A 21,377-nucleotide genomic window follows, 5' to 3' on the forward strand; every position below is an offset into this window, starting at 1 on the left:
CGTCAGCATCGCACAACGCGATCGATGGCCAGCGGACGCTCGAGGCAACTGAAGGGGCACCCCCGTGCACATCTCGCGCCGAACTGCGCTCATCGGCATCACCGCCACCGTCCCGCTCGTCACGACCGCACTCGCGGCCCCGGCCGACGCGGCCACTCCCTCCGGCTCGGCCGGCTCCTCCGGCACCACCGGCACCAGCGGTTCCTCCGGCTCCGCCGACTCTGGCGTGCTCGCCGTGCAGCGCTGGCTCAACACGACCTTCGGGCACCTGCACGGGTGGGTGCACGTGGACGAGGACGGACTGACCGGCAGCGGTACCGTGCTCGGGATCGTGCAGGCCACCCAGTCGCTGCTCGGCATCTCCCCCGTCGTCGCGACGTTCGGGCCGACGACCCGTCGGAAGCTCGAGCAGCACGGCGACGTGGGTGCCGAGACGGGCGCCGACGCCGCGACCTGGCGCCGGCTCGTCCAGGCCGGGCTCGTCTGCAAGGGCGCCTCGACCGTCTCACTCACCGGTGAGTACGACGCGGCCACCGTCGCGGCCGTGCAGGCGCTCCGGTCCGACCTGGGTGCCGAGCCCGGCGCGCTCCCGCTGTCGGCCCACCTGTTCGGCGCGCTCCTGACCGTCGACCCCGTGCGACTCGCCTCCGGCGGGTCCCGAGCGGTGCGCGCGGTGCAGCAGTACCTCAACCGCACCTACGCCGAGGCGACCGGCGGCGCGTACGGCAGCACGAGCGGACTCGTCGACACGAGCACGTACTCGGCGGCGATCCGCGCGGTGCAGGTCGCGGTGGGCGTCACGGTCGACGGCGCCTGGGGCCCGGGGACGGCTGCTGCGCTCCGTGCAGCGGGCCCGAGCGTCGTCGGGGTCGGGGCCACCGGCGCCTGGGTGCTGCTCGTCAAGGCGCTCCTGGTGCTGAACGGCGAGCGCGTCGTGTTCAGCAGTGCCTACTCGGCGGCGGACGCCGCGGTGGTCCGTGCGTTCCAGCAGTTCCAGGCGTTCCCGCCCGCCGAGCAGACCGGGACGTGCGACGCCGGCACCTGGGCAGCCCTGGCGGCGAGCACGGGTGACCCGGACCGTGCGACGACCGGTGCCGACACCGCGGTGCGCCTCGACGACGCCCGCGCGGCCGCCGTCCGGGCGTCCGGTGCCACCAGCGTCGGCCGGTACCTCACGAACCACCAGCGTTCCGGGGCACTCGACAAGGCCCTGACCCCCGAAGAACTCCGTGTGATGGCGAGCGCCGGGCTCGGGCTGTGGCCGATCTTCGAGGAGGGCGGGTTCGCCGCCTCGTGGTTCACGGAGGAGCAGGGTGTCCGCGACGCCCACCGTGCCCACGACGCGGCCCGGAAGCTCGGGATCCCGAAGCAGACCACCGTCTACTTCGCCGCCGACTTCGACTCGACCTCGGCGCAGGACGAGTCACTCGTGGTCCCGTACTTCCGCGGCGTCGCCGCCGGCCTGCGGGACCGGGGCAACCTGTACAAGGCGGGCGTCTACGGGTCCCGCGCCACGTGCACCGCGGTGAGCAGCGCCGGACTCGCTCACTTCTCGTTCGTCGCCGGGATGTCGCCGGCATGGGCGGGCAACCAGCTCGAACCCCTGCCGGGCAACTGGTCGCTCAACCAGATCCAGAACCGCACGGTCGGATCGGGCAACGGGTCCACCGAGATCGACGCCGTGGTGGACTCCGGGCGCGACCCGGGCGTCCCCGCAGCTCGGCTGGCCGGCTGACCGGCCGCTGGGACGGATCGAGCACCGCCGTGACCACCACGATCCCGCGTGACGACGAGCCGCAGGCCGCGTTCCCGCACCGCGCCACGTACGTCTTCTCGAACTTCGAGGAGGCGATCTCGATGGACTGCTACTGCGAGGAGGGCGCCGACCACTTCGGCGTCTACCCGTTCTACGACGAGGTCGTGAAACCCATCATCGACGATCTGACCCGACGCGTCCGGCGCCGGTTCGGGAAGGAAACCCCGTGAACACCCCACACCCCAGCACCCCGAACCCCGCCCGCCACCGCACCCGCAGGAGCGCCGCGACGGCGCTCACCCTCGGCCTGCTCGCGGCGGGCATCGCGCTGCCGACGTCGGCAGCGAGCGCCGATCCCCTGCCCACGTCCGCCGAACCGACGGGTTCCACGATGACCATCTCCCACGACGGTTCCGGTCCCACGGCCTCGACGGCACAGCTCGACATGATCGGCTCGCTGATCATCCGCCGACTCGAGCTCGCCGACCCGGTGGCCGAGTCGAAGTGGCTCAGCGGCAAGCCGGTCGCCGACCCGGTGCGCGAACAGGCCGTCGTCGACGAAGCGGTGACCCTGGCAGAGCAGCAGGGCGTCGACCCCGCGCTGGTGACCCGGGTCATCCGCGCGCAGATCGCGGCGAGCAAGGTCGTCCAGCGCGGCCTCATCAACCACTGGACGCACAACCCGTGGACCGCACCCACGACGGCCCCGGACCTGACCACCATCCGCCCCCAGCTCGACGCCATCGACACCGACCTGGTGACCGCGCTCGGCCAGGCCCAGACCGTCGCCCAGGACCACCGGTGCACGCACCTGGTGGACGCGGAGCGGAAGCACCTCGACGTCGGACTCGACTCGCTGCACCGGAAGGGGATCGACGTGGCCTGGCACACGTTCTGCGCCGCCTGACGCGGGCAGGGGACGGGCCGTCATCGTGAGCGGCCCTAGGATGTGGTGTTCACTGATCGCTCAGCTCCGGGCGAGGAAGGACACCGCGCCAGATGAACCAGCGGCAGCTCGCCATGGAGGCCTCTCGACGAGCCATCATCGATGCCGCGGGGCAGCAGTTCGCCGCCTTCGGCTACGAGGCGACCACGTTCTCCCGCGTCGCTGAGGCGATGGGGAAGCCGAAGTCGGCGATCGGGTACCACCTGTTCCCGTCGAAGAAGGACCTGGCGACGGCGGTCATCGAGCTGCAGCAGCAGCGCTGGCGTGCACTCTTCGACGCACTCCCCGCGCAGCCGGGCATCGAGCGGCTGACGGTGTTCCTCCTGACCACCGGGATGGACGTCCGCCGGGGCTCGGTCGCGGGCGGCGCGGTCCGGCTCCTGCACGAACTCGGCAAGGCCGGCGTACCGGTGCCGCGCGGATTCGACTGGTTCGAGATCACGCGGGGCGAGCTGGTCAGCGCCGGGGTCGCGGCAGCGGACGTCGACGCGGCCGAGGTCCAGCCGTCCGTCCTGCTGCTCCTCAACACGACGCTGGGGATGGTGGACGGTTCGACGCAGCTGACCGACGACGAGCTCGTGGCGCAGCTCAAGGCGCTGTGGGCACCGCTCTTCACGTCGTTCGGCATCGCCGGTGCGTCCGAGGTCATCGAGGCGGCCCAGCCGTACTCCCCCGCCACTTCGTGAGCAGGAACGGTCGAGTCCGTCCCCGGGACTCGACCGTTTCTGCTCACCGAGTCGCACGGAGATGACCCTCGCCGGCCGGAACGACGAAGGGCCCCGGTGGAATCCACCGGGGCCCTTCTTCGTCCTGTGCGCTCGAAGGGACTCGAACCCCCAACCTTCTGATCCGTAGTCAGATGCTCTATCCATTGAGCTACGAGCGCGTGGCCTTGCGGCCGTGGAAGACTCTACAACAGGTGCGGCCCGGGCGCCAATCGAGGCGCTCCGACCCCCGTGCTCGGCGTGTCGCGAACGGTCTCCGACGGCAGCTCCGTCACAGCGCCGCGGGCTCCTCGTCGAACACCTCGGCCAGGAACACCCGGAGCGCCTGCCACGACCGGCGGTCGGCACGCTCCTGGTACTGCGCGCCGTGGTCCGGCGCGTCGGTGCCGGGCACGGCGAACGCGTGCATCGCGCCCGAGTACGTCACGACCTGCCAGTCCACCTGAGGTGCAGCCCGCATCTCGTCCTGCCACGCGTGCACGGCCTCGTCCGGCACGACGGGGTCGGCGCCCCCGGTGAGGACGAGCAGCTTCGCACGGATGTCCGCGGCGTCCGAGGGGTCGTGCGCGATGAGGCCGCCGTGGAACGCCACGGCACCGACCAGGTCGGCCCCGGTCCGTGCGAGTTCGAGTGCGGTCGAGCCACCGAAGCAGTAGCCCATCACCACGACACGGGCGGGGTCGACGTCCGGGTCGGCGAGCAGTCGCTCGAGCCCGGCGGTGGCGCGGGCGCGCAGCAGGGGCAGGTCCTGGTAGAAACCGCCGGCGACCTGGGCCGCCGTGTCGTCGCCCGGGCGGACACCGGCGCCGTAGATGTCCGCGCCGAACGCGACGTAGCCGAGCCGGGCGAGCATCGTCACCCGGGCCTCGACGTGCTCGTTCACGCCGTGCCAGTCGTGCACGACGAGGACGGCCGGACGACGGCCCGCGATCGCGGCGTCCTTCGCGAGCACACCGAGCAGTTCGGTGCCCTCGTGGTCGTAGGGGACGTCGTCGACACGGATGTCGGCGCCGGCGGGTTCGGGAACGGTCTGCAGGACGTCGTCGGTGGTGTTCACGTCGCCCGACGCTACGCCGCCACTCGGGCTCAGGCCTCGATGTTGTCCCAGCCGTCGGGGCCGACCGACCCGGCGGCGTACTCGTCGAGGGGTGCCTTGCCGGCCTTCCACGCGTCGAGGAACGGCCCGACGACCTTCCAGCCCTGCACAGCGCTGTCACCGCGGACCGACAGCGTGGCGTCGCCCTCGAGCACGCCGGCCAGCACCTCGCCGTAGGCACTCAGTCGCCCGGGGTTGAACGTCACCTCGAGGCTGGTGTGGTCGATCGTGTACGGGTCACCGGCACCGTTGACGTTGAGCTCGAGCTGCATCTCGTCCGGGGCGATCCAGATGCGCAGCCGGTCGGGCAGCTCGGTGCCGGTGAGCCCCTCGGGCACGTGCGGGGAGTCCTTGAACGTGATGACGATCTCGCGGCGCTGTGCGGCGAGCGCCTTGCCGGACCGCAGGGTGAACGGGACGCCGGCCCAGCGCCAGTTCGCGATCTCCAGGGTGAGCTGGGCGAGGGTCTCGGTGCCGAGCGACGGGTCCACGCCGTCCTCGTCGACGTACGACGGCAGCTGGCGGTCCCCGACGGTGCCGGCGGTGTAGCGGGCGCGCTTGCCCGCGGTGACGACGTCGCCGCCCCACGGCCGGACGGCCCGCAGCACGAGTTCCTTCTGGGTGCGCAGGTCGTCGGCCTTGATCGAGGCGGGGGCCTCCATCGCGACGACGGCCATCACCTGCAGCAGGTGGCTCTGGATCATGTCGGTGAGCGCCCCGGCCTTGTCGTAGTAGCGCGCCCGGCCCTCGAGACCGAGGGTCTCGTCGTAGACGATGTCGACGCGCTCGACGTGCTGCGACGAGAGCAGCGGTTCGATGATGCGGTTGGCGAAGCGCAGCCCGAGCAGGTTGAGGACGGTGGAGCGGCCGAGGAAGTGGTCGACGCGGTGGATGCGTTCCTCGGGGATGAACGAGTGCAGCAGGTCGTTCAGGTGCGAGGCACTGTCGGCGTCGGTGCCGAACGGCTTCTCGAGCGCCAGGCGGGTGCCGGCGGGCAGGTCGAGGTGGGCGAGCTGCTCGCAGCTCTTCTCGGTGACCGCCGGCGGCAGCGCGAAGTAGATCGCGGGGTCGTGCTCGCACGCGGCGAGCAGTGCGCGCAGGTCGTCCGGGTCGGTGACGTCGGCCTTCCGGTAGGTGGAGGCGTCGACCACGGCCTGCAGTCGCTCCGGCAGCGCTGTGTCACCCGAGGCGCCCTCGTCCTCCTCGTTCTTCGACGCCTGCGCGTTCTCGAAGGACTCGCGCACCTGCGCCTTCCAGTCGGCGTCGGACAGGTCCTCGACACCGGCCCCGACGAGCTGGACGTCCCAGTCGTCCTTCACCTGGAGCAGGGTGGCGAGGCCGGGCAGGAGCAGGCGCTTGGACAGGTCGCCGCTGGCTCCGAGGATGAGCAGGCTGGTCTGGAGGCTCGACATGCAGCAGACGGTACTCATCGGCCCCGGTGGATGACCGGGCCGCTACGGTGGTGTCATTCCGGCGCGAGGGAGCACCATGAGCAGTGGGTACGAAGGGCGACGCCTCCGTGTCGCCGTGGTCGGGACGGGCATGATCGCCGGCGTCCACGCCCGGGCGGCCCGGGCCTCCGGTGCCGAGGTCCTCGGCGTGCTCGGCCGGAACGCCGCGCGGTCCGAGCAGGTGGCGGCGCAGCTCGACCTGCCCCGTGGCTACGCCTCCCTCGACGAGGTCATCGCCGACGCCCCCGACGTCGTGCACATCTGCACCCCGAACGACCAGCACCACCCGCAGGCGCTCGCGGTGATCGCGGCCGGCATCAACGTGGTGTGCGAGAAGCCCCTGGCGATCGACCCCGCCCAGGCCGCCGAGCTCGTCGCCGCCGCTGCCGAGGCCGGCGTCGTGGCCACCGTGCCGTTCGTGTACCGGTACCACCCGATGGTCCGCGAGATCCGGGCGCGCATCGCCGACGGGGAGCTCGGCCGACTGCTCGCGGTGCACGGCCACTACCTGCAGGACTGGATGCTCGACGAGGACGCCTCGAGCTGGCGGGTCGACCCGACCTCGAGCGGGCTGTCCCGCGCGTTCGCGGACATCGGCTCGCACTGGTGCGACCTGGTCGAGTTCGTGACGGGCGAGCGCTTCGCCTCGGTGTCCGCCGCGACCGACATCGTCTACCCGACGCGGCCGGCGGCGTCCGGTCCGTCGTTCTCCGGCTCCCCCGACCCGGACCCGGTGGCCGACGCGGCCGAACGCGCCGAGGTCACCACCGAGGACACCGCCGTCGCCACCTTCCGCACGACCACGGGCCGCATCGGCAACGTCGTGATCTCGCAGGTCGCGTCGGGACGCAAGAACCGCCTGTGGTTCGAGGTCGACGGCACCCGCGGCAGCGCGGCGTTCGACCAGGAGCAGCCCGAGTCCGCGTGGTTCGGCAACGAGCGCGGCGCGCAGATCGTGGTCCGTGACCCGTCGCAGGGGTACCCGGACCAGCGCCGGCTGGCGATCGTGCCGGCCGGGCACCCGCAGGGGTACCTCGACGCCTTCGCGGCCTTCGTCGCCGACACCTACACCGCGGTCCGCACCGGAGTGGCCCCCGACGGGTTGCCGACGTTCGCGGACGGCGCCCGCTCCGCCGACATCATCGAGGCCGTGATCGGCAGCGCGGCCGAGACGACCTGGCGGGAGATCCGGTGAAGCTCGGCATGCTGACCGCCTGCCTGCCCGGCTGGTCGCTCGACCGGATCGCCGGGTTCGCCGAGCAGCAGGGCTACGAGCGGCTCGAGGTCGCCGTCTGGCCGGGCACCGGCGGCCGTGACTTCGAGGCGGCGCACCTGCCGGTCGCCACGTTCACCGACGAGGACGCCCTGGCCACCCGCGCCCTGCTCGACCGCACCGGGCTCGAGATCTCCGCACTCGCGTACTACGAGAACAACCTGCACCAGGACCCGGAGCACCGTGCCGCGGTGCGGATCCACCTCAAGCACGCGATCGACACCGCGCAGACGCTCGGCATCCCGTACGTCGGCACCTTCATCGGCCGAGACACCACGAAGTCCGTCCGCGAGAACATGGCCGAGGGGAACCGGGTCCTGCCCGAGCTCGTCGACTACGCCGGCGAGCGGGGCGTGCGGCTCGTCATCGAGAACTGCGTGATGGAGGGCTGGCACCCGGACGGGTACCCCGGCAACATCGCGTACTCCCCCGAGCTCTGGGGCTGGGTCACCGGCCTGGGCTTCGGCCTGAACTGGGACCCGTCGCACCTGACGTGGATCGGGATCGACCCGGTCGAGACGATCCTGCCGTTCGCCGAGCACATCGTGCACGCCCAGGCGAAGGACCTCGAGCTGTTCCCCGAGCGGCGCAACGAGTACGGGTTCTTCGGCAAGGTCGACAAGGGCGACGACCCGTGGGACATGGGCTGGTGGCGGTTCCGGGTGCCGGGCCGCGGCGTCGTGGACTGGCCGCGCGTCGTCGACCGCCTCTACGAGGCGGGCTTCGACGGCACGCTGAGCGTCGAGCACGAGGACCCGCTCTGGGGCGGCACCGACGACAGGGTGCTCGAGGGGCTGCGCATCGCGCACCGCACGCTGCGTCCGCTGATCGCGCAGGAGCAGTAGCGAGCACCCACCGGCAACGAGCACAGGGCCCTGGTCTGGAGGCCCGGATCACGTGACCGACGTCGGTCACGTGATCCGGGCCTCCAGTCCGGTGCCTGTGAACGGACCCGTGCGCGCCCGCGCACGCTGGTGCCATGAGCACGACCGTGAGCGACTTCGTCATCGACCGCATCAAGGCGTGGGGGGTCTCCCGCGTGTTCGGGTACCCCGGCGACGGGATCGGCGCCTTCGACGGCGCGCTCGGCAAGGCGGCGTCGAAGGGCGACGGCCTGGAGTACGTCCGCCCCACGCACGAGGAGATCGCGGCGCTGATGGCGACCGCGCACGCGAAGTTCACCGGCGAGGTCGGGGTGTGCGTCGCGACGTCGAGTCCCGGCGCCTTCCACCTGCTGAACGGCCTGTACGACGCCCAGATGGACAACCAGCCGGTGGTGGCGATCGTCGGCCAGCAGGGGCTCGCTGCGATGGGCTCGTTCACGCAGCAGGAGTCGAACCTGGAGCGCGTGTTCGCCGACGTCGCCTGCTACGTGCAGACGGTGGCCACGCCCGAAGCCGTCGGTGTGGTGCTCGACACCGCGTTCCGCACGGCGTCGCTCCGCAAGCAGCCGGCCGTCGTCGTGCTGCCCCACGACGTGCAGGCGATGGCGTACGACGCGCCGCCGCTGGAGCACTGGGCCTCGCGGTCGAGCGACGTCCCCGCGTCCACCCGGATCACGCCGCCCGCCGACGAGGTCCGGAAGATGGCGGAGATCATCAACGCCGGGTCGAAGGTGACGTTCCTGGTCGGTGCGGGCGCGCGTGGTGCGACGGCCCAGGTGCTCGCCGCCGCCGAGAAGGCGGGCGCGGGGATCATCACGGCGCTCCGTGGCAAGGACGTGATCCCGTCCGACGTGCCGTACCACTCGCAGCAGCTCGGGCTGCTCGGGTCGCTGCCGTCGCTGCACCAGATCCGCGACTGCGACACCCTCGTGCTGCTCGGCACGAACTACCCGTACGGCGAGTACATGCCGAAGTCGGGGCAGGCCCGGGGCATCCAGGTCGACATCAAGCCGGAGCAGCTCGGCCTGCGGTACCCGACCGAGCTGAACCTGTGGGGCGACGTCGGCTCGACGCTCGACGCGGTGCTCCCGCTGCTCGAGCAGAAGACCGACAAGTCCTTCCAAGAGACGGTGGCCGACGAGATGCGCGAGTGGGAGTCGGAGATGCGTGCGCAGTCCGAGGTCGCCTACGACGACGGGGTGAACCCGCGCCGGGTGATCCAGGCCGTCAACGACCGGCTGCCCGACGGCGTCACGGTCACCGCGGACGCCGGCACGACCGCCGACTGGTACGGCCACCACATCCGGCTGCGCGAGGGCATGCGCGGCGACATGTCCGGCCGGCTCGCGACGATGCTCGCAGCCATGCCGTACGCGGTGACGGCGAAGTTCGCGTTCCCGGACCGCCCGGCGGTGTGCACGATCGGCGACGGGGCCTTCCAGATGCTCGGCATGAACGAGCTGATCACCGTGAAGAAGTACCTGGCGGCCTGGCCGAACCAGCAGCTCGTCATCGTGGTCATGCACAACGACGACCTCGGCCAGGTGTCGTGGGAGATGCGCACCGAGGACGGCAACCCGATGTGGCGCGGCTCGCAGGACGTCGAGTCGATCGACTACGCCGGGTACGCGACGCTGCTCGGGTTCCAGGGCATCGCGGTGCACGAGGACTCCGAGGTCGAGGCGGCGGTCGAGCGGGCCTTCGCCCACCAGGGGGTGACCCTGATCGACGCGTACGTCAGCCGGAGCGTCCCGCCGCTGCCCCCGCACATCACGAAGGAGTACGCGATCAACACGGCCAAGAGCCTGCTGAAGGGCGATCCGGTCGAGTTCGACGTCGTGAAGGACTCGGCCAAGGCGATGGCGACCGAGGTCACCGAGCGGGTGAAGGGCGCGCTCGGCCGCGACTGAACCGGGTCGGCGGTGCGAGGGGACGGCCGTGTGAACGTCGTGTGACGAGTTGCGCGGGGGTCTGGCGAGTCGCCTGTGCGTCTTCGTAGGTTCGACCACGATGAACACTTCCCACACCACCGGAACCGCTGGTGCGACGACCCGACGGCGCCTCGGCGCCGGCGCGGCCCTCGCCACCGCCGGGGTCCTGGTCGCACTGTCCGTCCCGTCCGCAGCCGTCGCCGCCGACGGCGACACGACGATCGACATCGTCGACGTCAACGACTTCCACGGTCGCATCGAGTCCGAGGGCACCGCCGCCGACAAGGCCGCCGGCGCCGCGAAGCTCGCCGGCGTCGTGCAGTCGTACCGCGAGGCCAACCCGAACACGATCTTCGCCAGCGTCGGCGACAACGTGGGCGCCTCGACCTTCACCTCGCTCATCCAGCAGGACTCCCCCACGATCGACGCCCTGAACGCCATGGACCTCGACGTCAGCGCGATCGGCAACCACGAGCTCGACAAGGGCCAGGACGACCTGACCGGCCGCATCGAGGACCGCGCCGACTGGCCGTACGTCTCGGCGAACATCGTCAAGGCGGGCACCACCGACCCCGCCTTCACCCCGTACTCCATCGTGGAGAAGGGCGGCGTCAAGGTCGGCTTCATCGGTGCCACCACCGAGGACCTCATCCCCGGGCTCGTCAGCCCCGGCGGGGTCGAGGGCCTCGCGATGGCCCCGATCGTCAGCCAGGTCAACCGGTACGCCGAGCAGCTCACCGACGGCAAGGACGACAACGGCGAGGCCGACGTGCTCGTCCTGCTCGTGCACGAGGGCGCCACCACGAGTGCGCTCACCGACGCCACCGGCACCGGCGCCTTCGGCAAGATCACCTCGGGCGTCTCGTCGAAGGTCTCGGCCATCGTGTCGGCGCACACCCACGCGACGTACAACCACTCCATCGCGGGCCCCGACGGCACGAAGCGTCCGGTGATCCAGGCCGGGTCCTACGGGGTGAACCTCGGACACCTGCAGCTCACGGTGGACGCGGACAAGCAGCTCACCGGCATCACGTCCTCGGTCACCCCCGTCAACGAGGACAAGCGTGTCCCCGCCGACACCACCTCGGTGACCGAGGTGAGCGACATCGTGACCGCCGCGAAGGCCGTCGCCGACGTCAAGGGCGGCGAGAAGCTCGGCGAGATCACGGGTGACCTGCGTCGCGCCGTGCAGTCCGACCGCAAGGCCGAGAACCGCGGCGGCGAGTCCGTCCTGGGCAATTACATCGCCGAGGTCCAGCGCAGCGCCACCGAGCGGAACGGCTCGCAGGTCGCCTTCATGAACCCGGGCGGCCTCCGCACCGACATGGTCTACGCGTCCAGCGGCGCCGGCGACCCGGACGGTACCGTCACCTACAAGGAAGCCGCGCTCGTCCAGCCGTTCGCCAACACCCTGGTGACCAAGGACATGACCGGCCAGCAGATCAAGAACGCCCTCGAGCAGCAGTGGCAGCCGGACGGCCTCGAGCGTCCGTTCCTGAAGCTCGGCGTCTCGGACGGCTTCGCGTACACCTACGACCCGTCCAAGGGTCGCGGCGAGCGCATCACCGCGATGACCCTCGACGGCGAGGCGATCGCGCTGACCGACACCCTCAAGGTGACCGTCAACTCGTTCCTGTCGACCGGTGGCGACAACTTCGCCGCCTTCGCGACCGGCACGAACGTCGCCGACTCCGGCCAGGTCGACCTGCAGGCCCAGGTGGACTACTTCCTCGCCAACCCGAAGGTCACGCCCCCGGTCGACCAGCGCGCCGTCGGCGTCACGGTCACACCGACCCCGGCCGGTGGCTTCCAGCCCGGTGACGCGATCGAGCTCGACCTGTCGTCGCTCGTGTTCAGCAGCGAGGACCCCGCGAAGGCCGGCACCGTCTCGGTCACCGCGGACGGCAAGGAGCTCGCATCGTCGGCGATCGACCCGACGATCACCGACAAGAACGACGAGCAGGGTCGCGCGACCCTGACCGTCACGGTGCCCGAGATCGAGGCGCCGGCCGCACGCGCCGCCGCCCGCACCGCCGGTTCCGTCTCGCTCGCCGCGGTGGCCGAGCCGGTCGCCACGACGGACGCGCCGCTCGTCGTCACCCTGCCGGGTGGCCAGACCGTCACCCTCGCCGTGACGATCCCGGTCGCCGCAGCGGTCGACCCGACCGACCCGACGGACCCGACCGACCCCACGGACCCGGTCGATCCGACCCCGGCTCCGACCCCGAACCCGGGTGGCGGGGTCATCCCCGGCCCCGGCGCGGGTGACGGTGACGACGCCGGCATCGGTGGCGTCGGCGGGACCGACGACGACCCGCGCGCTGGTGGCGACCTCGCCTACACGGGTGCGGACCTGACCGCTCCGGCGATCGCGGCGGGCCTGCTCCTGCTCGCCGGGATCACGGCACTCGTGGTCCTCCGCCGCAACCGCGCACGACGTGCCGCGACGGTCCTGACGGACTGACCCACAGCCTGCGGGCACACACGCGAACGGGCCGTCTCACCCTGGTGAGGCGGCCCCTTCGCGTCGGTCAGGAGGCCCGGAGCACGTCCGGCGCACACCCCGCGCGACCCGGCGGTCACGGTTGCTGTCCCATCCCGGTCGATCACTGCGGATCCGCGGATCCGCGGGGTACTCTCGGGGTTGTCGCACCGCGACGCGTCGTGCCGGGTCGCTTTCAGCAAGTCGACGGTGGTTCCGTTCGGCGAGACTCCGCGACGCGGGCGTCCTCCGCCTCCAGGGAAACGGCGGAGGGCGCCCACCCTCGCGTGTCAGCGACTCAGCTCAGCGGAACAGCTGCTCGCCGATGTACGACCCCTTGCGGGGTGCCGGCGGCACGGCGAACACCGCGGAGCCGATGTGCGAGACGTACTCGTTCAGCCGGTCCGAGGCGCCGAGCTTCCGCTGCAGCCGCGTGAAGTGGTCCGGGTCGTTCACGTAGGCGATGAACAGCAGCCCGGCGTCGAGCTGGCCGTACTCGTTGAGCCCGTCGGTGTAGTTGTACGGCCGGCGCAGGATCTTCACGCCGCCGTTCGCCTCGTGCGCGGCGAGGGCGATGTGCGACGTCGCGTCGATCTTCGTCACACCGTCGTCGTCCTTGGCGTGGAAGTCCGGGGTGGTGTGCTCCTTCCCGCCGGAGAGCGGTGCGCCCTGGATCTTCGTCCGCCCGAACACCCGCTGCTGGTCGCTGACGACGTCGGCGTCCCAGGTCTCGATGTTCATCCGGATCTTCCGCACCACCTGGTAGCTGCCGCCGGCCATCCACCCGGCGTCGCGGTCGAGCCAGACGAACCGGTCGTGGTCGGCGTCGGTCGTGATGTTGCGGGTGCCGTCCTTGAACCCCATCAGGTTGCGGGGCGTGCTCTGGTGCGGCCCGGCCGATGCCCGGCCGAAGCCGAGCACGGTCCAGCGGACGGTCGCGGTGCCGCGGGCCATCCGTGCCAGGTCGCGCACCGCGTGGTACGCCACCTGGGGGTCGTCGGCGCAGGCCTGCAGGGACAGGTCCCCGCCGGTCAGGCCCTCCTGGAGGTTGTCGCTCGGCAGCGTCGGGATGTCGGCGAGCGAGGCCGGACGGCGGTCGGCGAGCCCGAAGCGCTCGTCGAAGACGCCGGGTCCCAGGCCCACCGTGACGGTCAGGGACGCCGGCCCGAGGTCGAGCGCCTCGCCGGTGTCGGCACCGACCCCGTTGCCGTGTGCCGGCTCGACGCTGCCGACGGTCTTGCCGGCCTGCAGCTGGGCGATCGCGGCCGACCAGCGGGCGAGGAGCACCTGCAGCTCGGTCGTGACGGTCGTCGACAGGTCGAACGTCATGTAGACGCAGTACCGCTGCGGGGTGGTGCGGATCCCGCCCTGCGGCTGCCGTGCCGCGGTGGCGTAGAACGGCTGGCTCTGCGACAGGTCGATCGACTCGTCGCCGTTCGTCGCCGCCGTGAACGGGTTCACGCCGGTCGCCGCGGTGGCGCCGCCGATGCCCGCTGCCGCGCCGACCCCGGCACCGGCCACGGCCAGGCCGGCGCCGAACAGACCACGGCGGGAGACGTTCGCCCGGGGTGCGTCGTCCGCCCGCGGTGCCTCGTCCGGCTCGGTCACGCGGTCGCGACCTTCTCGGCCAGACGGGACAGCGGGTCCTGCAGCGCCTGGATCTGCTGCGAGATCGTGTTCGCGTCGGACTTCTTGGTGGCGGCGTCCCACGTGGCGAAACCGCCCAGGTCGTCGGCGTCGCGGTAGCCGTCCATCATCGTGTTCGTGGCGTCGAACTGCTTGGCGATCTGCTTCGTCAGGGTCGGGTCGAGCTTGGTCAGCCCCGGCTTGAGGTACGCGAAGGCCTGACGGGCACCCTCGACGTTGGCAGCGAGGTCGACGAGGTCGATGTGGCTGTACGCCTCTTCCTCGCCGGTGATCTTGTTCGACTGCACCTCTTCGAGCAGACCCGCGGCACCGTTCGCCAGGTCCTCCGGCTTGTAGTCGAGCGTCGGCACGAGCTTTGCGAGCAGCTGCACGTCCTCGGTCAGGTCCGCGGCGGTCTGCTTCGTCGACGCGGTGATCTTCCCGGCCTGGAACAGGTCCTTCTCGACGGCGTGGAACCCGCTCCAGCCGACGGCCGGGTCGAGGTTCGAGGCGCGCATGTCGATCAGGTAGTCGAGGTTGCCGGCGTTGTCGGTGGCCTTGAAGCCCTTCTTGACGAAGCCGTCGACGTCGCTCTCGACGTGCTCGTAGAACGGACGGGCGTTCGCGTAGTCGGTCTTCGCCGCGTCGAGGTCGCCGGCGTCGATGTGCTCCTGCATCTGCTCGACCGCGGCGACCATGTCGGTGACCTGGCCGTCGACGTAGGTCGCGTACCCCTTCGTCCCGTCGCGGAGCAGGGTCGAGGCGCTGCTGTTCGCGGTCGACGCGGCCTTGCCGGTGACGGTGAAGTCCGTCAGCTCGGTCTCGGCGCCGGGGCAGTACACCTGGTACTTCCCGCCGGTCAGCGTGGCGGTGAAGCGGACGGCGTCGAGGCCGGGCGCCAGGTTCTCCTTCTCGCCGAGGATCCGCTGGTCCTGCAGCAGCTCGACCTCGGTGATCGCGGTCGACGACTCGTTCTTGACCGTGAAGGTGACGGGGCCCGCGGGGACCTTCGTCGAGGACACCGCGCAGGCGTCCTGCCCGTCGTTGGTGAGCGTGATGGTGACGCGGGAGACCTTCGCGTCGCCGGAGCCGGAGCCGGAGCCGTCGGCTCCGGTGGACCCGCCGGCGCACCCGGTGAGTGCGAGGGCGGTGACGGCGCCGAGGGCGCCCAGGGTGATCAGGGGTCGGACGGGCTTACCGAAGGACATGGTCGGTGCTCCTTGCAGGGTCCGCGGCCGGAGGGCCACGAGCGGGGACGGGTTCGGGGGTGGGGGTTGTGGGGAGTCGCCGGCGACGGCGGTCACGGAGGGCCAGCAGCGCCTGCGCGGCGGCCGCGATGCCCAGGGCGATCGGCAGCCAGGCCTTCCAGAGCAGCAGGTCGGCGGACCGCGAGTCCGCTGCGGCCACCGAGGCGGCCGACCGCTCGACGCGGGCGTCGGGCACGGACCAGACGGTGCGGTCCAGGGTCGTGGTGCGCGCGGACGGGAGGCCCCCACCGCTCAGCGTCAGCACCTCGCGTTCGTCGCGGGTCGCGTCCAGGACCCCACCACGGACGGTCCACAGGGTCACCGTGTCGCGCACGGCCCAGCGCGCCGCGAACGGGCCGGGGTTCGTCGACGGGGAGACCCCGACGGGCAGGCGGCCGAACAGGCCGACGAGGTCGTCGAGCGTCAGCGTCGCCGGGCGGTCGGCACCGCTCCCCTGCTCACCGGCCCCGTCCTGCACGACGCGCCACCGGTCGGCGGCCACGCCCGCGCGGGTGACGCGGCGGTGGGCCGACGTCGGCAGGGTGATCCGGGCCTCCTGGCCGGTTCCGGTGCCGGCCACGCGGAGGACGCCGGACGCACCGTCGACGCTGGCGGAGACGGAGCTGGCGTCGCCGCTGACCGCGGTGGTGCGGGGCAGGTCGACCCCGCCCGTCGGCACGGCGATCGCGAGTGCCGCTGCCGCCACGGCGAGTGCACCGGCGACGACGGCGCGCACCCGGGGCACGCGGTCCGGCGACGGACGCCAGGCGCGCGGCCAGAGCGTCAGGGCCAGCACCGGGACGACGTAGAGGAACCAGCCGAGCACCTCGATGACCCGCGGGTCCGGCGGGATGCCGAGCACGCCGGTGACCAGCGCGCCCTGCACCGAACCGTTCGGCGCGAGCCACGACAGGTCGACGGTGCGCTGCTGGCCGATGACGATCCAGCCGGCCTCGTGCGCGCGGCGGAGGACGGTCAGCACCAGGCCACCCGCGACGAAGACCAGGAAGACCCCGGTTCCGGTGAAGAACCGCGACAGGTTGAGGCGGACGCCGCCGGTGTAGATGCCGAAGCCGACGACGACCGCGGCCGTGATGCCGATCACGGCACCGAGGGCGGCGAGGCCGGTGTCCGACGACGCCTGGAACGTGGCGAGGAGGAACACCGAGGTCTCGAAGCCCTCCTTCAGGACGGCGAGGAACGCCATGCCGGCGAGGGCCCAGGCGGTGCCACGGCCGAGGGCAGCGGTCGCACTGGCCTCGAGGTCGGCGGTCAGGGTGCGCGCGTGCGTGCGCATCCAGACGATCATGCCCGTGACGAAGACGACGGCGACGATGCCGATGACCGCCTCCATGCCCTCCTGCTGGGCCTGCGGCAGCGCCTGCTCGACGGCCTGCAGCCCGAAGCCGACGGCGATGCTGAGCAGCACCGCGAGCCCGACGCCCGACCACATCGGGGTGAGCGGAACGCGGTTGCGACGCAGGAACGCGGCGATGATGCCGACGATGAGCGTGGCTTCGAGGCCTTCACGGAGACCGATGACGAGAGTGGCGAGCATGACGAAGGTGAGGCTAACCTAACCGCCGAACGGCCCGCCAGTCGTGCGACGTGATGTTTGATGGTTCTCATGAACCTGCTGTCCGTCGACGGCCTGGCGTCGGTCACGAACGTGCTCGACCTCGCCGGGGTCTTCGCGTCCGCCCTGCTCGGCGGCTCCATCGCCCGCGCGATGGACTTCGACCTGTTCGGGTTCCTGGTCGTCGGGTTCGTCTCCGGACTCGGCGGCGGGATGCTCCGCGACACCCTGCTGCAGAACGGGCCACCCGTCGCGCTCGTCGATCCGCTGTACGTGCCGGTCGCCGTCGCCGGGGCGCTCATCGCGTTCCTCGTGTCGTTCTCCGAGCTCACCTGGGACCGGCTGTTCACCGTGCTCGACGCCGCCGTGATCGGGTTCTGGGCCGTGGTCGGCGTGCAGCGGACCTACGACGCCGGGCTCGACTGGCCCGCCGCGATCATCATGGGGACCATCACCGCGGTCGGCGGCGGGGCCATGCGTGACCTGCTGCTGCGGCGGGTGCCGGCGGTGTTCGGCGGGAACGCGCTGTACGCCACCGTGGCCGTCGCTGCGTCGGCCGTGATGGTGATCGCCTCGGCGCTCGGGTCGCCGTCGCTCGGCATCCTGCTCGCGATCACCCTGTCGCTCGGGCTCCGCTGGGGAGCGGTCCGGCGGGGCTGGGGGCTGCCGAACGGCCGTGACTGGCAGCCGAAGTCGACCCTCGGTTCGCTGCTCCGGCGGGGTCGGAGCCTGCGGCCGGACGCGCTCCGGTTGCTCCGGCGCCCGGGCCGTCGGACCGGTGCCGGCAGTGTCCGAGAAGAGCACGAGGACTGAGGGGCTGTCCTCCGGCGCTCCGCGACGGTACGATCAGTACCGCCGGGTATCGACCTGGCAGTTCTGCCGGGCAACGTCCCGGTGAACGCTGTCCGCACAGCACCGACGCGACCCGAACGCGGCGGTTCCGAGCAGACGTGGGGATGGGGGCTTCGCTGATGCCGCGCGGGATCAGACGCGCGGCGCGGCAGGTCTCCACCACGATGCTCTCCCCGACGACCACCAGCACAGGTCGGAGCAGCAACCGATGAGCGACGACGCTTCCCCCACCCAGCGCATCCCGCGCGCCGAGGTCCGGGAACGCCTGCTCGCCGCCGGAGCCGCGGTCTTCGCCGAACAGGGTGTGTACGGCGCGCGGCTCGACGACGTCGCCGCGCGCGCGGGGTTCAGCAAGGGTGCGGTCTACTCGAACTTCTCGTCCAAGGAAGACCTGCTCGCCCAGGTCATGCAGCGGTCAACGAACGTCGTGCTCGGCTCACTGCAGGAACTCGTGCACGCGGACATCGCCGCCGTCGACGTCGGGGACGTCCTGCGCGCCGCGTTCGGGCGGAACGACCAGAGCGAGCAGTTCGCGCTGCTCTCGGCGTTCCGCGGGTACGCGGTGCGGCACCCCGAGTTCCTGCCGGAGTTCATCCGGCAGCGCCGGATCCTGCAGGACGGGGTGCTCGAGCTGGTGCGGCTGTGGCTCGGTGCCCACCCCGAGGTCGAGGTCGGCATGACCCCGGAGGAGTTCGCGACCGTGCTCATCGGGGCGAACGTCGGCCTGGTGTTCGACGCGCCGGCGCTGCCCGGGGTCGATCCGGGCGAGCTCATCGCGACGCTGGTCGAGGCGGTCATCCGCCGGCGCTGACGCGCGGCGCCCCGCTCGGCGGCGCGGGCGGGCGCGGGCGGAGGTTGGCGGGCGGCGGGCGGCGGCGAGGCGCGGCGCGGCGGTCGGGGCTTCGCACCGTGCGAGGTTCGCGACCCCGTGCCCACTCGACCGCCCCGTGCCCGCCTACAGCCCCGCACCGAACCACCAACCACGCACCACCCGACGAACCCCGCACCGTGCAACACCCGCCGAGCCATCGCCCAACAGAGCCCGCACCGTGCGAGGTTCGCCACCCCGTGTCCGCTCAACCGCCCCGTGCACGCCTACAGCCCCGCACCGAGCCACCAACCACGCACCACCCGACGAACCCCGCACCGTGCAACACCCGCCAGCCGGCACGCGCCCGCGTCAGGCCGTGCGACGATCCCGACGGCGGGGCTTCGGCCCGTCGTGGGACCAGGCGGACGACGGCAGCAGGCTCGGCGGCAACAGGCGCGACCGCACGACGCGCACCGTGGGGACCGAGGCGTCGAGCGCCTCCCGAGCGTCGCGGACGTGACGTTCCAACGACGGAGTGTCCACCGATGCAGCCCCGCCGGCGGCGAAGCGTTCGCGATCGACCGCGTCGACCGCGGCCTCCAGGTGCGGCACGACCGACTCCGGTAGCCCGGGCCGCAGGCGTCCGAGCACGGCTCGGGCGGTCCGGGCCACGGCGGCGGGGTCACCCGGCGGCGCCAGGCCCGGGGCGTACCCGTGGTCGGCGACGTCGTCGAGCAACTCCCGCCACGCCTGCACGGCGGGTGACCGACCGGCAGCGATCGCCGACAGCCTCGACCGGCGGCGAACTGCTCGCACAAGGCCCGGGGCGACGAGGACCGCGAGCACGAGCAGCAGGCCCACGAGCAGCCCGACCGGCCCACCGCCGCCGCCGGTGCCGGACGCACCCGTGGCACCCGGAACCGGAGTCGCCGACGGAGTCGGTGACGCTGATTCGTCCGCCGGGGTGGTCTGCTCGGGCGCCGGCAGCGGGGTCTCCGGTGCCGCCGCGGTCGGCGAGGCCGAGGGCTCCTCGGACGGCGCGGCCTCGTCGGAGTCGGGCGTCGGCTCGAAGGCGACCCACCCGGCGCCCTGGATGTACAGCTCCGGCCAGGAGTGCAGCTGCCGGTTCGACACCGCGTACTCGCCGTCGGGCTGCGGCGACCCGGCCCGGTACCCGACCGCGATGCGCGAGGGGATGCCGAGCGTCCGGGCCATCACGGCCATCGCGGACGAGAAGTGCACGCAGTACCCGTCGCGGACCTTCAGGAACGTCGAGACGACGTCCATGCTGTCGCCGTCGTAGCCCTGCTCGACGGGAGCGGTCTCGGAGTACGTGAACAGGTCGCTGCGGAACCACTGCTCGAGTGCCCGCGCTCGCCCGTAGTCGTCGGTCGCGGCGGCTGCGACGCGGGTCGCGGTGGTCGAGATGTTTGCCGGCAGGTCGTCGGGCAGGGCGAGGTCGGTGCGCAGCTGCTGGCGGCTGGGCTCCCGGAAGCCACGGCCGTCGGAGCGGGCGAGCACGCCCGAAGCAGCGACCGCGTCGAGGTAGTCGTTGGCGAACGTCGAGGCCCCGTAGACCTCGTACATCGCGCCGCGGGCGGTCGCGGCACCCGTCGACCGGACGGTGCTCGAGTTCCCCATCCACCGCCACTGCGACAGGTCGAGGTTGGTGGACTGCGACTCGATCGACACCGCACCCGACGGGACCGGCAGGTAGGTGCTGGACAGCCCGGTGATCCGGACGGTCACGTCGCCACGGCTCGCCAGGCGCGGGTTGACGCCCTCGGCCCACTGCTGTTCGTCGGCTGTGTCGGCCTCGGCCGCGTTCGTCACGGTCGGCACCCAGTCCCCCGTGCCGAACTCGTCGAGGTCGGCGAGCTTGAGGTACTCGGGCTGCCCGTCCGACGAGCGGTAGCGGAACACCTCGAGCTCGCTCGGACGGCGCAGGTCGTTGCCGAGTTCGAGCAGGGTGCCGGGCCGTCCGGGCTGGATCGGCGACTGGATCGCACCGGTCACGCCGGACAACCAGCTGGCGTTGAGCGGCACGATCGTCGGCAGCCCGATGGCCACGACGAGCCCGATCGCCCCGACGACCGCGGCCGGCAGTGCGCGCTGCACCGGACGCACGGACAGCCAGAGCAGGGCGAGGAACGCCACCGCCGTGGTGATGACGAGCGGGGTGCCGGCGGGCTGCCCGGTGATGACGCCCGGCACGATCAGGATGACGAGGGCCGGGGCAGCGGCGAGCGACGGGATCCGCGCGATGGCGGCGAGGAACAGCGAGACCGCAGCGACCCAGCCGATCGACGCGGTGACGACGAGCCGGATCGCGTCGGTCTGCGGCAGTGGTGCGGGGTTCAGGCGGATCGCGGCGAGCGTCTCCCCGAGGGCCCCGTCGGCGTCGAGCCACCCGAGCGGTTGGATGTCGTTGACCAGTGCGGCGGCGCACGAGCAGGCGATGACCGTGCCGACCAGGACGACGAAGCGGATGCCGGGCGTCTGGCGGCGCACGGCGAGCATCACGGCGACGAGCACGGCGACGACGACGACACCCGATGCCCACCAGGCGATGCCCTGCACGAGCGGCCGGATGGCGAGGGCGGCGAGGAGCACGGGCACCGGCGCGAGGGCCACGACCCAGGCGCTCGGGACGTCACGCAGGTCGTCGTCGCGGTCGAGGATCTCGCGCACGTCGGCACGGCCACGCGCCGGTGCGCTCAC

Annotated in this window: 16 protein-coding genes and 1 tRNA gene; 10 read left to right on the plus strand and 7 right to left on the minus strand. The window is 72.0% G+C overall.

Annotated elements, in window-relative coordinates:
* Nucleotides 1–64 precede the first annotated feature (64 nt).
* The 4 genes from DEJ19_RS14135 to DEJ19_RS14150 all read left to right on the plus strand — a co-directional run bounded on the left by DEJ19_RS14135 (nucleotide 65) and on the right by DEJ19_RS14150 (nucleotide 3,388).
* Nucleotides 65–1,735, plus strand: a complete 1,671-nt coding sequence (locus DEJ19_RS14135) for a glycoside hydrolase domain-containing protein (RefSeq protein ID WP_181441607.1) — start codon at nucleotides 65–67, stop codon at nucleotides 1,733–1,735.
* Between the two features lie 29 nt (nucleotides 1,736–1,764).
* Nucleotides 1,765–1,986 (plus strand): hypothetical protein, encoded by a 222-nt coding sequence (locus tag DEJ19_RS14140; protein WP_111233977.1) that lies wholly within the window; start codon nucleotides 1,765–1,767, stop codon nucleotides 1,984–1,986.
* Nucleotides 1,983–2,663: a gamma subclass chorismate mutase AroQ gene (gene aroQ / locus DEJ19_RS14145; RefSeq protein ID WP_284176457.1), complete on the plus strand. Its 681-nt coding sequence runs from the start codon at nucleotides 1,983–1,985 to the stop codon at nucleotides 2,661–2,663. Before DEJ19_RS14140 ends, aroQ begins: the two co-directional genes overlap by 4 nt.
* A gap of 92 nt (nucleotides 2,664–2,755) precedes the next feature.
* Nucleotides 2,756–3,388, plus strand: coding sequence for a TetR/AcrR family transcriptional regulator (locus tag DEJ19_RS14150; RefSeq protein ID WP_111233851.1), 633 nt, complete (start codon nucleotides 2,756–2,758; stop codon nucleotides 3,386–3,388).
* Nucleotides 3,389–3,515: 127 nt separating this feature from the next.
* On the opposite strand, the gene DEJ19_RS14155 is transcribed toward DEJ19_RS14150, so the two are convergent.
* From DEJ19_RS14155 to DEJ19_RS14165, 3 genes are all read right to left on the minus strand, one after another.
* A tRNA-Arg gene (locus tag DEJ19_RS14155) sits at nucleotides 3,516–3,588 on the minus strand.
* A 110-nt stretch (nucleotides 3,589–3,698) separates the two neighbouring features.
* Nucleotides 3,699–4,484: a dienelactone hydrolase family protein gene (locus tag DEJ19_RS14160; protein WP_111233850.1), complete on the minus strand. Its 786-nt coding sequence runs from the start codon at nucleotides 4,482–4,484 to the stop codon at nucleotides 3,699–3,701.
* Between the two features lie 29 nt (nucleotides 4,485–4,513).
* Nucleotides 4,514–5,935, minus strand: coding sequence for a glucose-6-phosphate dehydrogenase (locus DEJ19_RS14165; protein WP_111101352.1), 1,422 nt, complete (start codon nucleotides 5,933–5,935; stop codon nucleotides 4,514–4,516).
* A 76-nt stretch (nucleotides 5,936–6,011) separates the two neighbouring features.
* On the opposite strand from DEJ19_RS14165, the gene DEJ19_RS14170 reads away from it, so the two are divergent.
* From DEJ19_RS14170 to DEJ19_RS14185, 4 genes are all read left to right on the plus strand, one after another.
* Nucleotides 6,012–7,169, plus strand: a complete 1,158-nt coding sequence (locus tag DEJ19_RS14170) for a Gfo/Idh/MocA family protein (protein ID WP_181441590.1) — start codon at nucleotides 6,012–6,014, stop codon at nucleotides 7,167–7,169.
* Nucleotides 7,166–8,092, plus strand: coding sequence for a sugar phosphate isomerase/epimerase family protein (locus tag DEJ19_RS14175; RefSeq protein ID WP_111233848.1), 927 nt, complete (start codon nucleotides 7,166–7,168; stop codon nucleotides 8,090–8,092). Before DEJ19_RS14170 ends, DEJ19_RS14175 begins: the two co-directional genes overlap by 4 nt.
* Nucleotides 8,093–8,226: 134 nt before the next feature.
* Nucleotides 8,227–10,041 (plus strand): thiamine pyrophosphate-requiring protein, encoded by a 1,815-nt coding sequence (locus DEJ19_RS14180; protein ID WP_111101350.1) that lies wholly within the window; start codon nucleotides 8,227–8,229, stop codon nucleotides 10,039–10,041.
* Between the two features lie 100 nt (nucleotides 10,042–10,141).
* On the plus strand, nucleotides 10,142–12,526 hold the full coding sequence (locus tag DEJ19_RS14185) for a bifunctional metallophosphatase/5'-nucleotidase (RefSeq protein WP_111233847.1): 2,385 nt from the start codon (nucleotides 10,142–10,144) through the stop codon (nucleotides 12,524–12,526).
* A 321-nt stretch (nucleotides 12,527–12,847) separates the two neighbouring features.
* On the opposite strand, the gene efeB is transcribed toward DEJ19_RS14185, so the two are convergent.
* Genes efeB through efeU form a run of 3 tightly spaced genes read right to left on the minus strand, consistent with a single transcriptional unit; the run spans nucleotide 12,848 to nucleotide 16,975 of the window.
* A complete protein-coding gene (gene efeB / locus DEJ19_RS14190; RefSeq protein WP_111233846.1) occupies nucleotides 12,848–14,152 on the minus strand; it encodes an iron uptake transporter deferrochelatase/peroxidase subunit in 1,305 nt (434 codons plus the stop codon).
* On the minus strand, nucleotides 14,149–15,378 hold the full coding sequence (efeO, locus tag DEJ19_RS14195; protein ID WP_111233845.1) for an iron uptake system protein EfeO: 1,230 nt from the start codon (nucleotides 15,376–15,378) through the stop codon (nucleotides 14,149–14,151). The genes efeB and efeO overlap by 4 nt, the downstream gene beginning before the upstream one ends.
* Nucleotides 15,365–16,975, minus strand: coding sequence for an iron uptake transporter permease EfeU (gene efeU / locus DEJ19_RS14200; RefSeq protein ID WP_111233844.1), 1,611 nt, complete (start codon nucleotides 16,973–16,975; stop codon nucleotides 15,365–15,367). Before efeU ends, efeO begins: the two co-directional genes overlap by 14 nt.
* 69 nt (nucleotides 16,976–17,044) lie before the next feature.
* Here efeU and DEJ19_RS14205 point away from each other — a divergent pair, with 69 nt between their 5' ends.
* Both DEJ19_RS14205 and DEJ19_RS14210 read left to right on the plus strand, forming a co-directional pair.
* Nucleotides 17,045–17,806: a trimeric intracellular cation channel family protein gene (locus DEJ19_RS14205; RefSeq protein ID WP_071406483.1), complete on the plus strand. Its 762-nt coding sequence runs from the start codon at nucleotides 17,045–17,047 to the stop codon at nucleotides 17,804–17,806.
* A gap of 247 nt (nucleotides 17,807–18,053) precedes the next feature.
* Nucleotides 18,054–18,656 (plus strand): TetR/AcrR family transcriptional regulator, encoded by a 603-nt coding sequence (locus tag DEJ19_RS14210; protein WP_111233843.1) that lies wholly within the window; start codon nucleotides 18,054–18,056, stop codon nucleotides 18,654–18,656.
* A 369-nt stretch (nucleotides 18,657–19,025) separates the two neighbouring features.
* On the opposite strand, the gene DEJ19_RS14215 is transcribed toward DEJ19_RS14210, so the two are convergent.
* Complete coding sequence (locus DEJ19_RS14215) at nucleotides 19,026–21,377, minus strand: transglutaminase TgpA family protein (protein WP_146250701.1); 2,352 nt, start codon at nucleotides 21,375–21,377, stop codon at nucleotides 19,026–19,028.

The sequence above is a fragment of the Curtobacterium sp. MCSS17_016 genome, assembly GCF_003234255.2.
GTDB classification, from domain to species: domain Bacteria; phylum Actinomycetota; class Actinomycetes; order Actinomycetales; family Microbacteriaceae; genus Curtobacterium; species Curtobacterium flaccumfaciens.

Excerpts from the sequence above, each read along its gene's own strand:
- DEJ19_RS14210 (WP_111233843.1), top strand. The coding sequence starts at position 18,054 with ATGAGCGACGACGCTTCCCCCACCCAGCGCATCCCGCGCGCCGAGGTC.
- DEJ19_RS14205 (WP_071406483.1), top strand. The coding sequence starts at position 17,045 with ATGAACCTGCTGTCCGTCGACGGCCTGGCGTCGGTCACGAACGTGCTC.
- DEJ19_RS14170 (WP_181441590.1), top strand. The coding sequence starts at position 6,012 with ATGAGCAGTGGGTACGAAGGGCGACGCCTCCGTGTCGCCGTGGTCGGG.
- efeU (WP_111233844.1), bottom strand. The coding sequence starts at position 16,975 with ATGCTCGCCACTCTCGTCATCGGTCTCCGTGAAGGCCTCGAAGCCACG.
- DEJ19_RS14185 (WP_111233847.1), top strand. The coding sequence starts at position 10,142 with ATGAACACTTCCCACACCACCGGAACCGCTGGTGCGACGACCCGACGG.
- DEJ19_RS14150 (WP_111233851.1), top strand. The coding sequence starts at position 2,756 with ATGAACCAGCGGCAGCTCGCCATGGAGGCCTCTCGACGAGCCATCATC.
- efeO (WP_111233845.1), bottom strand. The coding sequence starts at position 15,378 with ATGTCCTTCGGTAAGCCCGTCCGACCCCTGATCACCCTGGGCGCCCTC.
- DEJ19_RS14180 (WP_111101350.1), top strand. The coding sequence starts at position 8,227 with ATGAGCACGACCGTGAGCGACTTCGTCATCGACCGCATCAAGGCGTGG.
- DEJ19_RS14165 (WP_111101352.1), bottom strand. The coding sequence starts at position 5,935 with ATGTCGAGCCTCCAGACCAGCCTGCTCATCCTCGGAGCCAGCGGCGAC.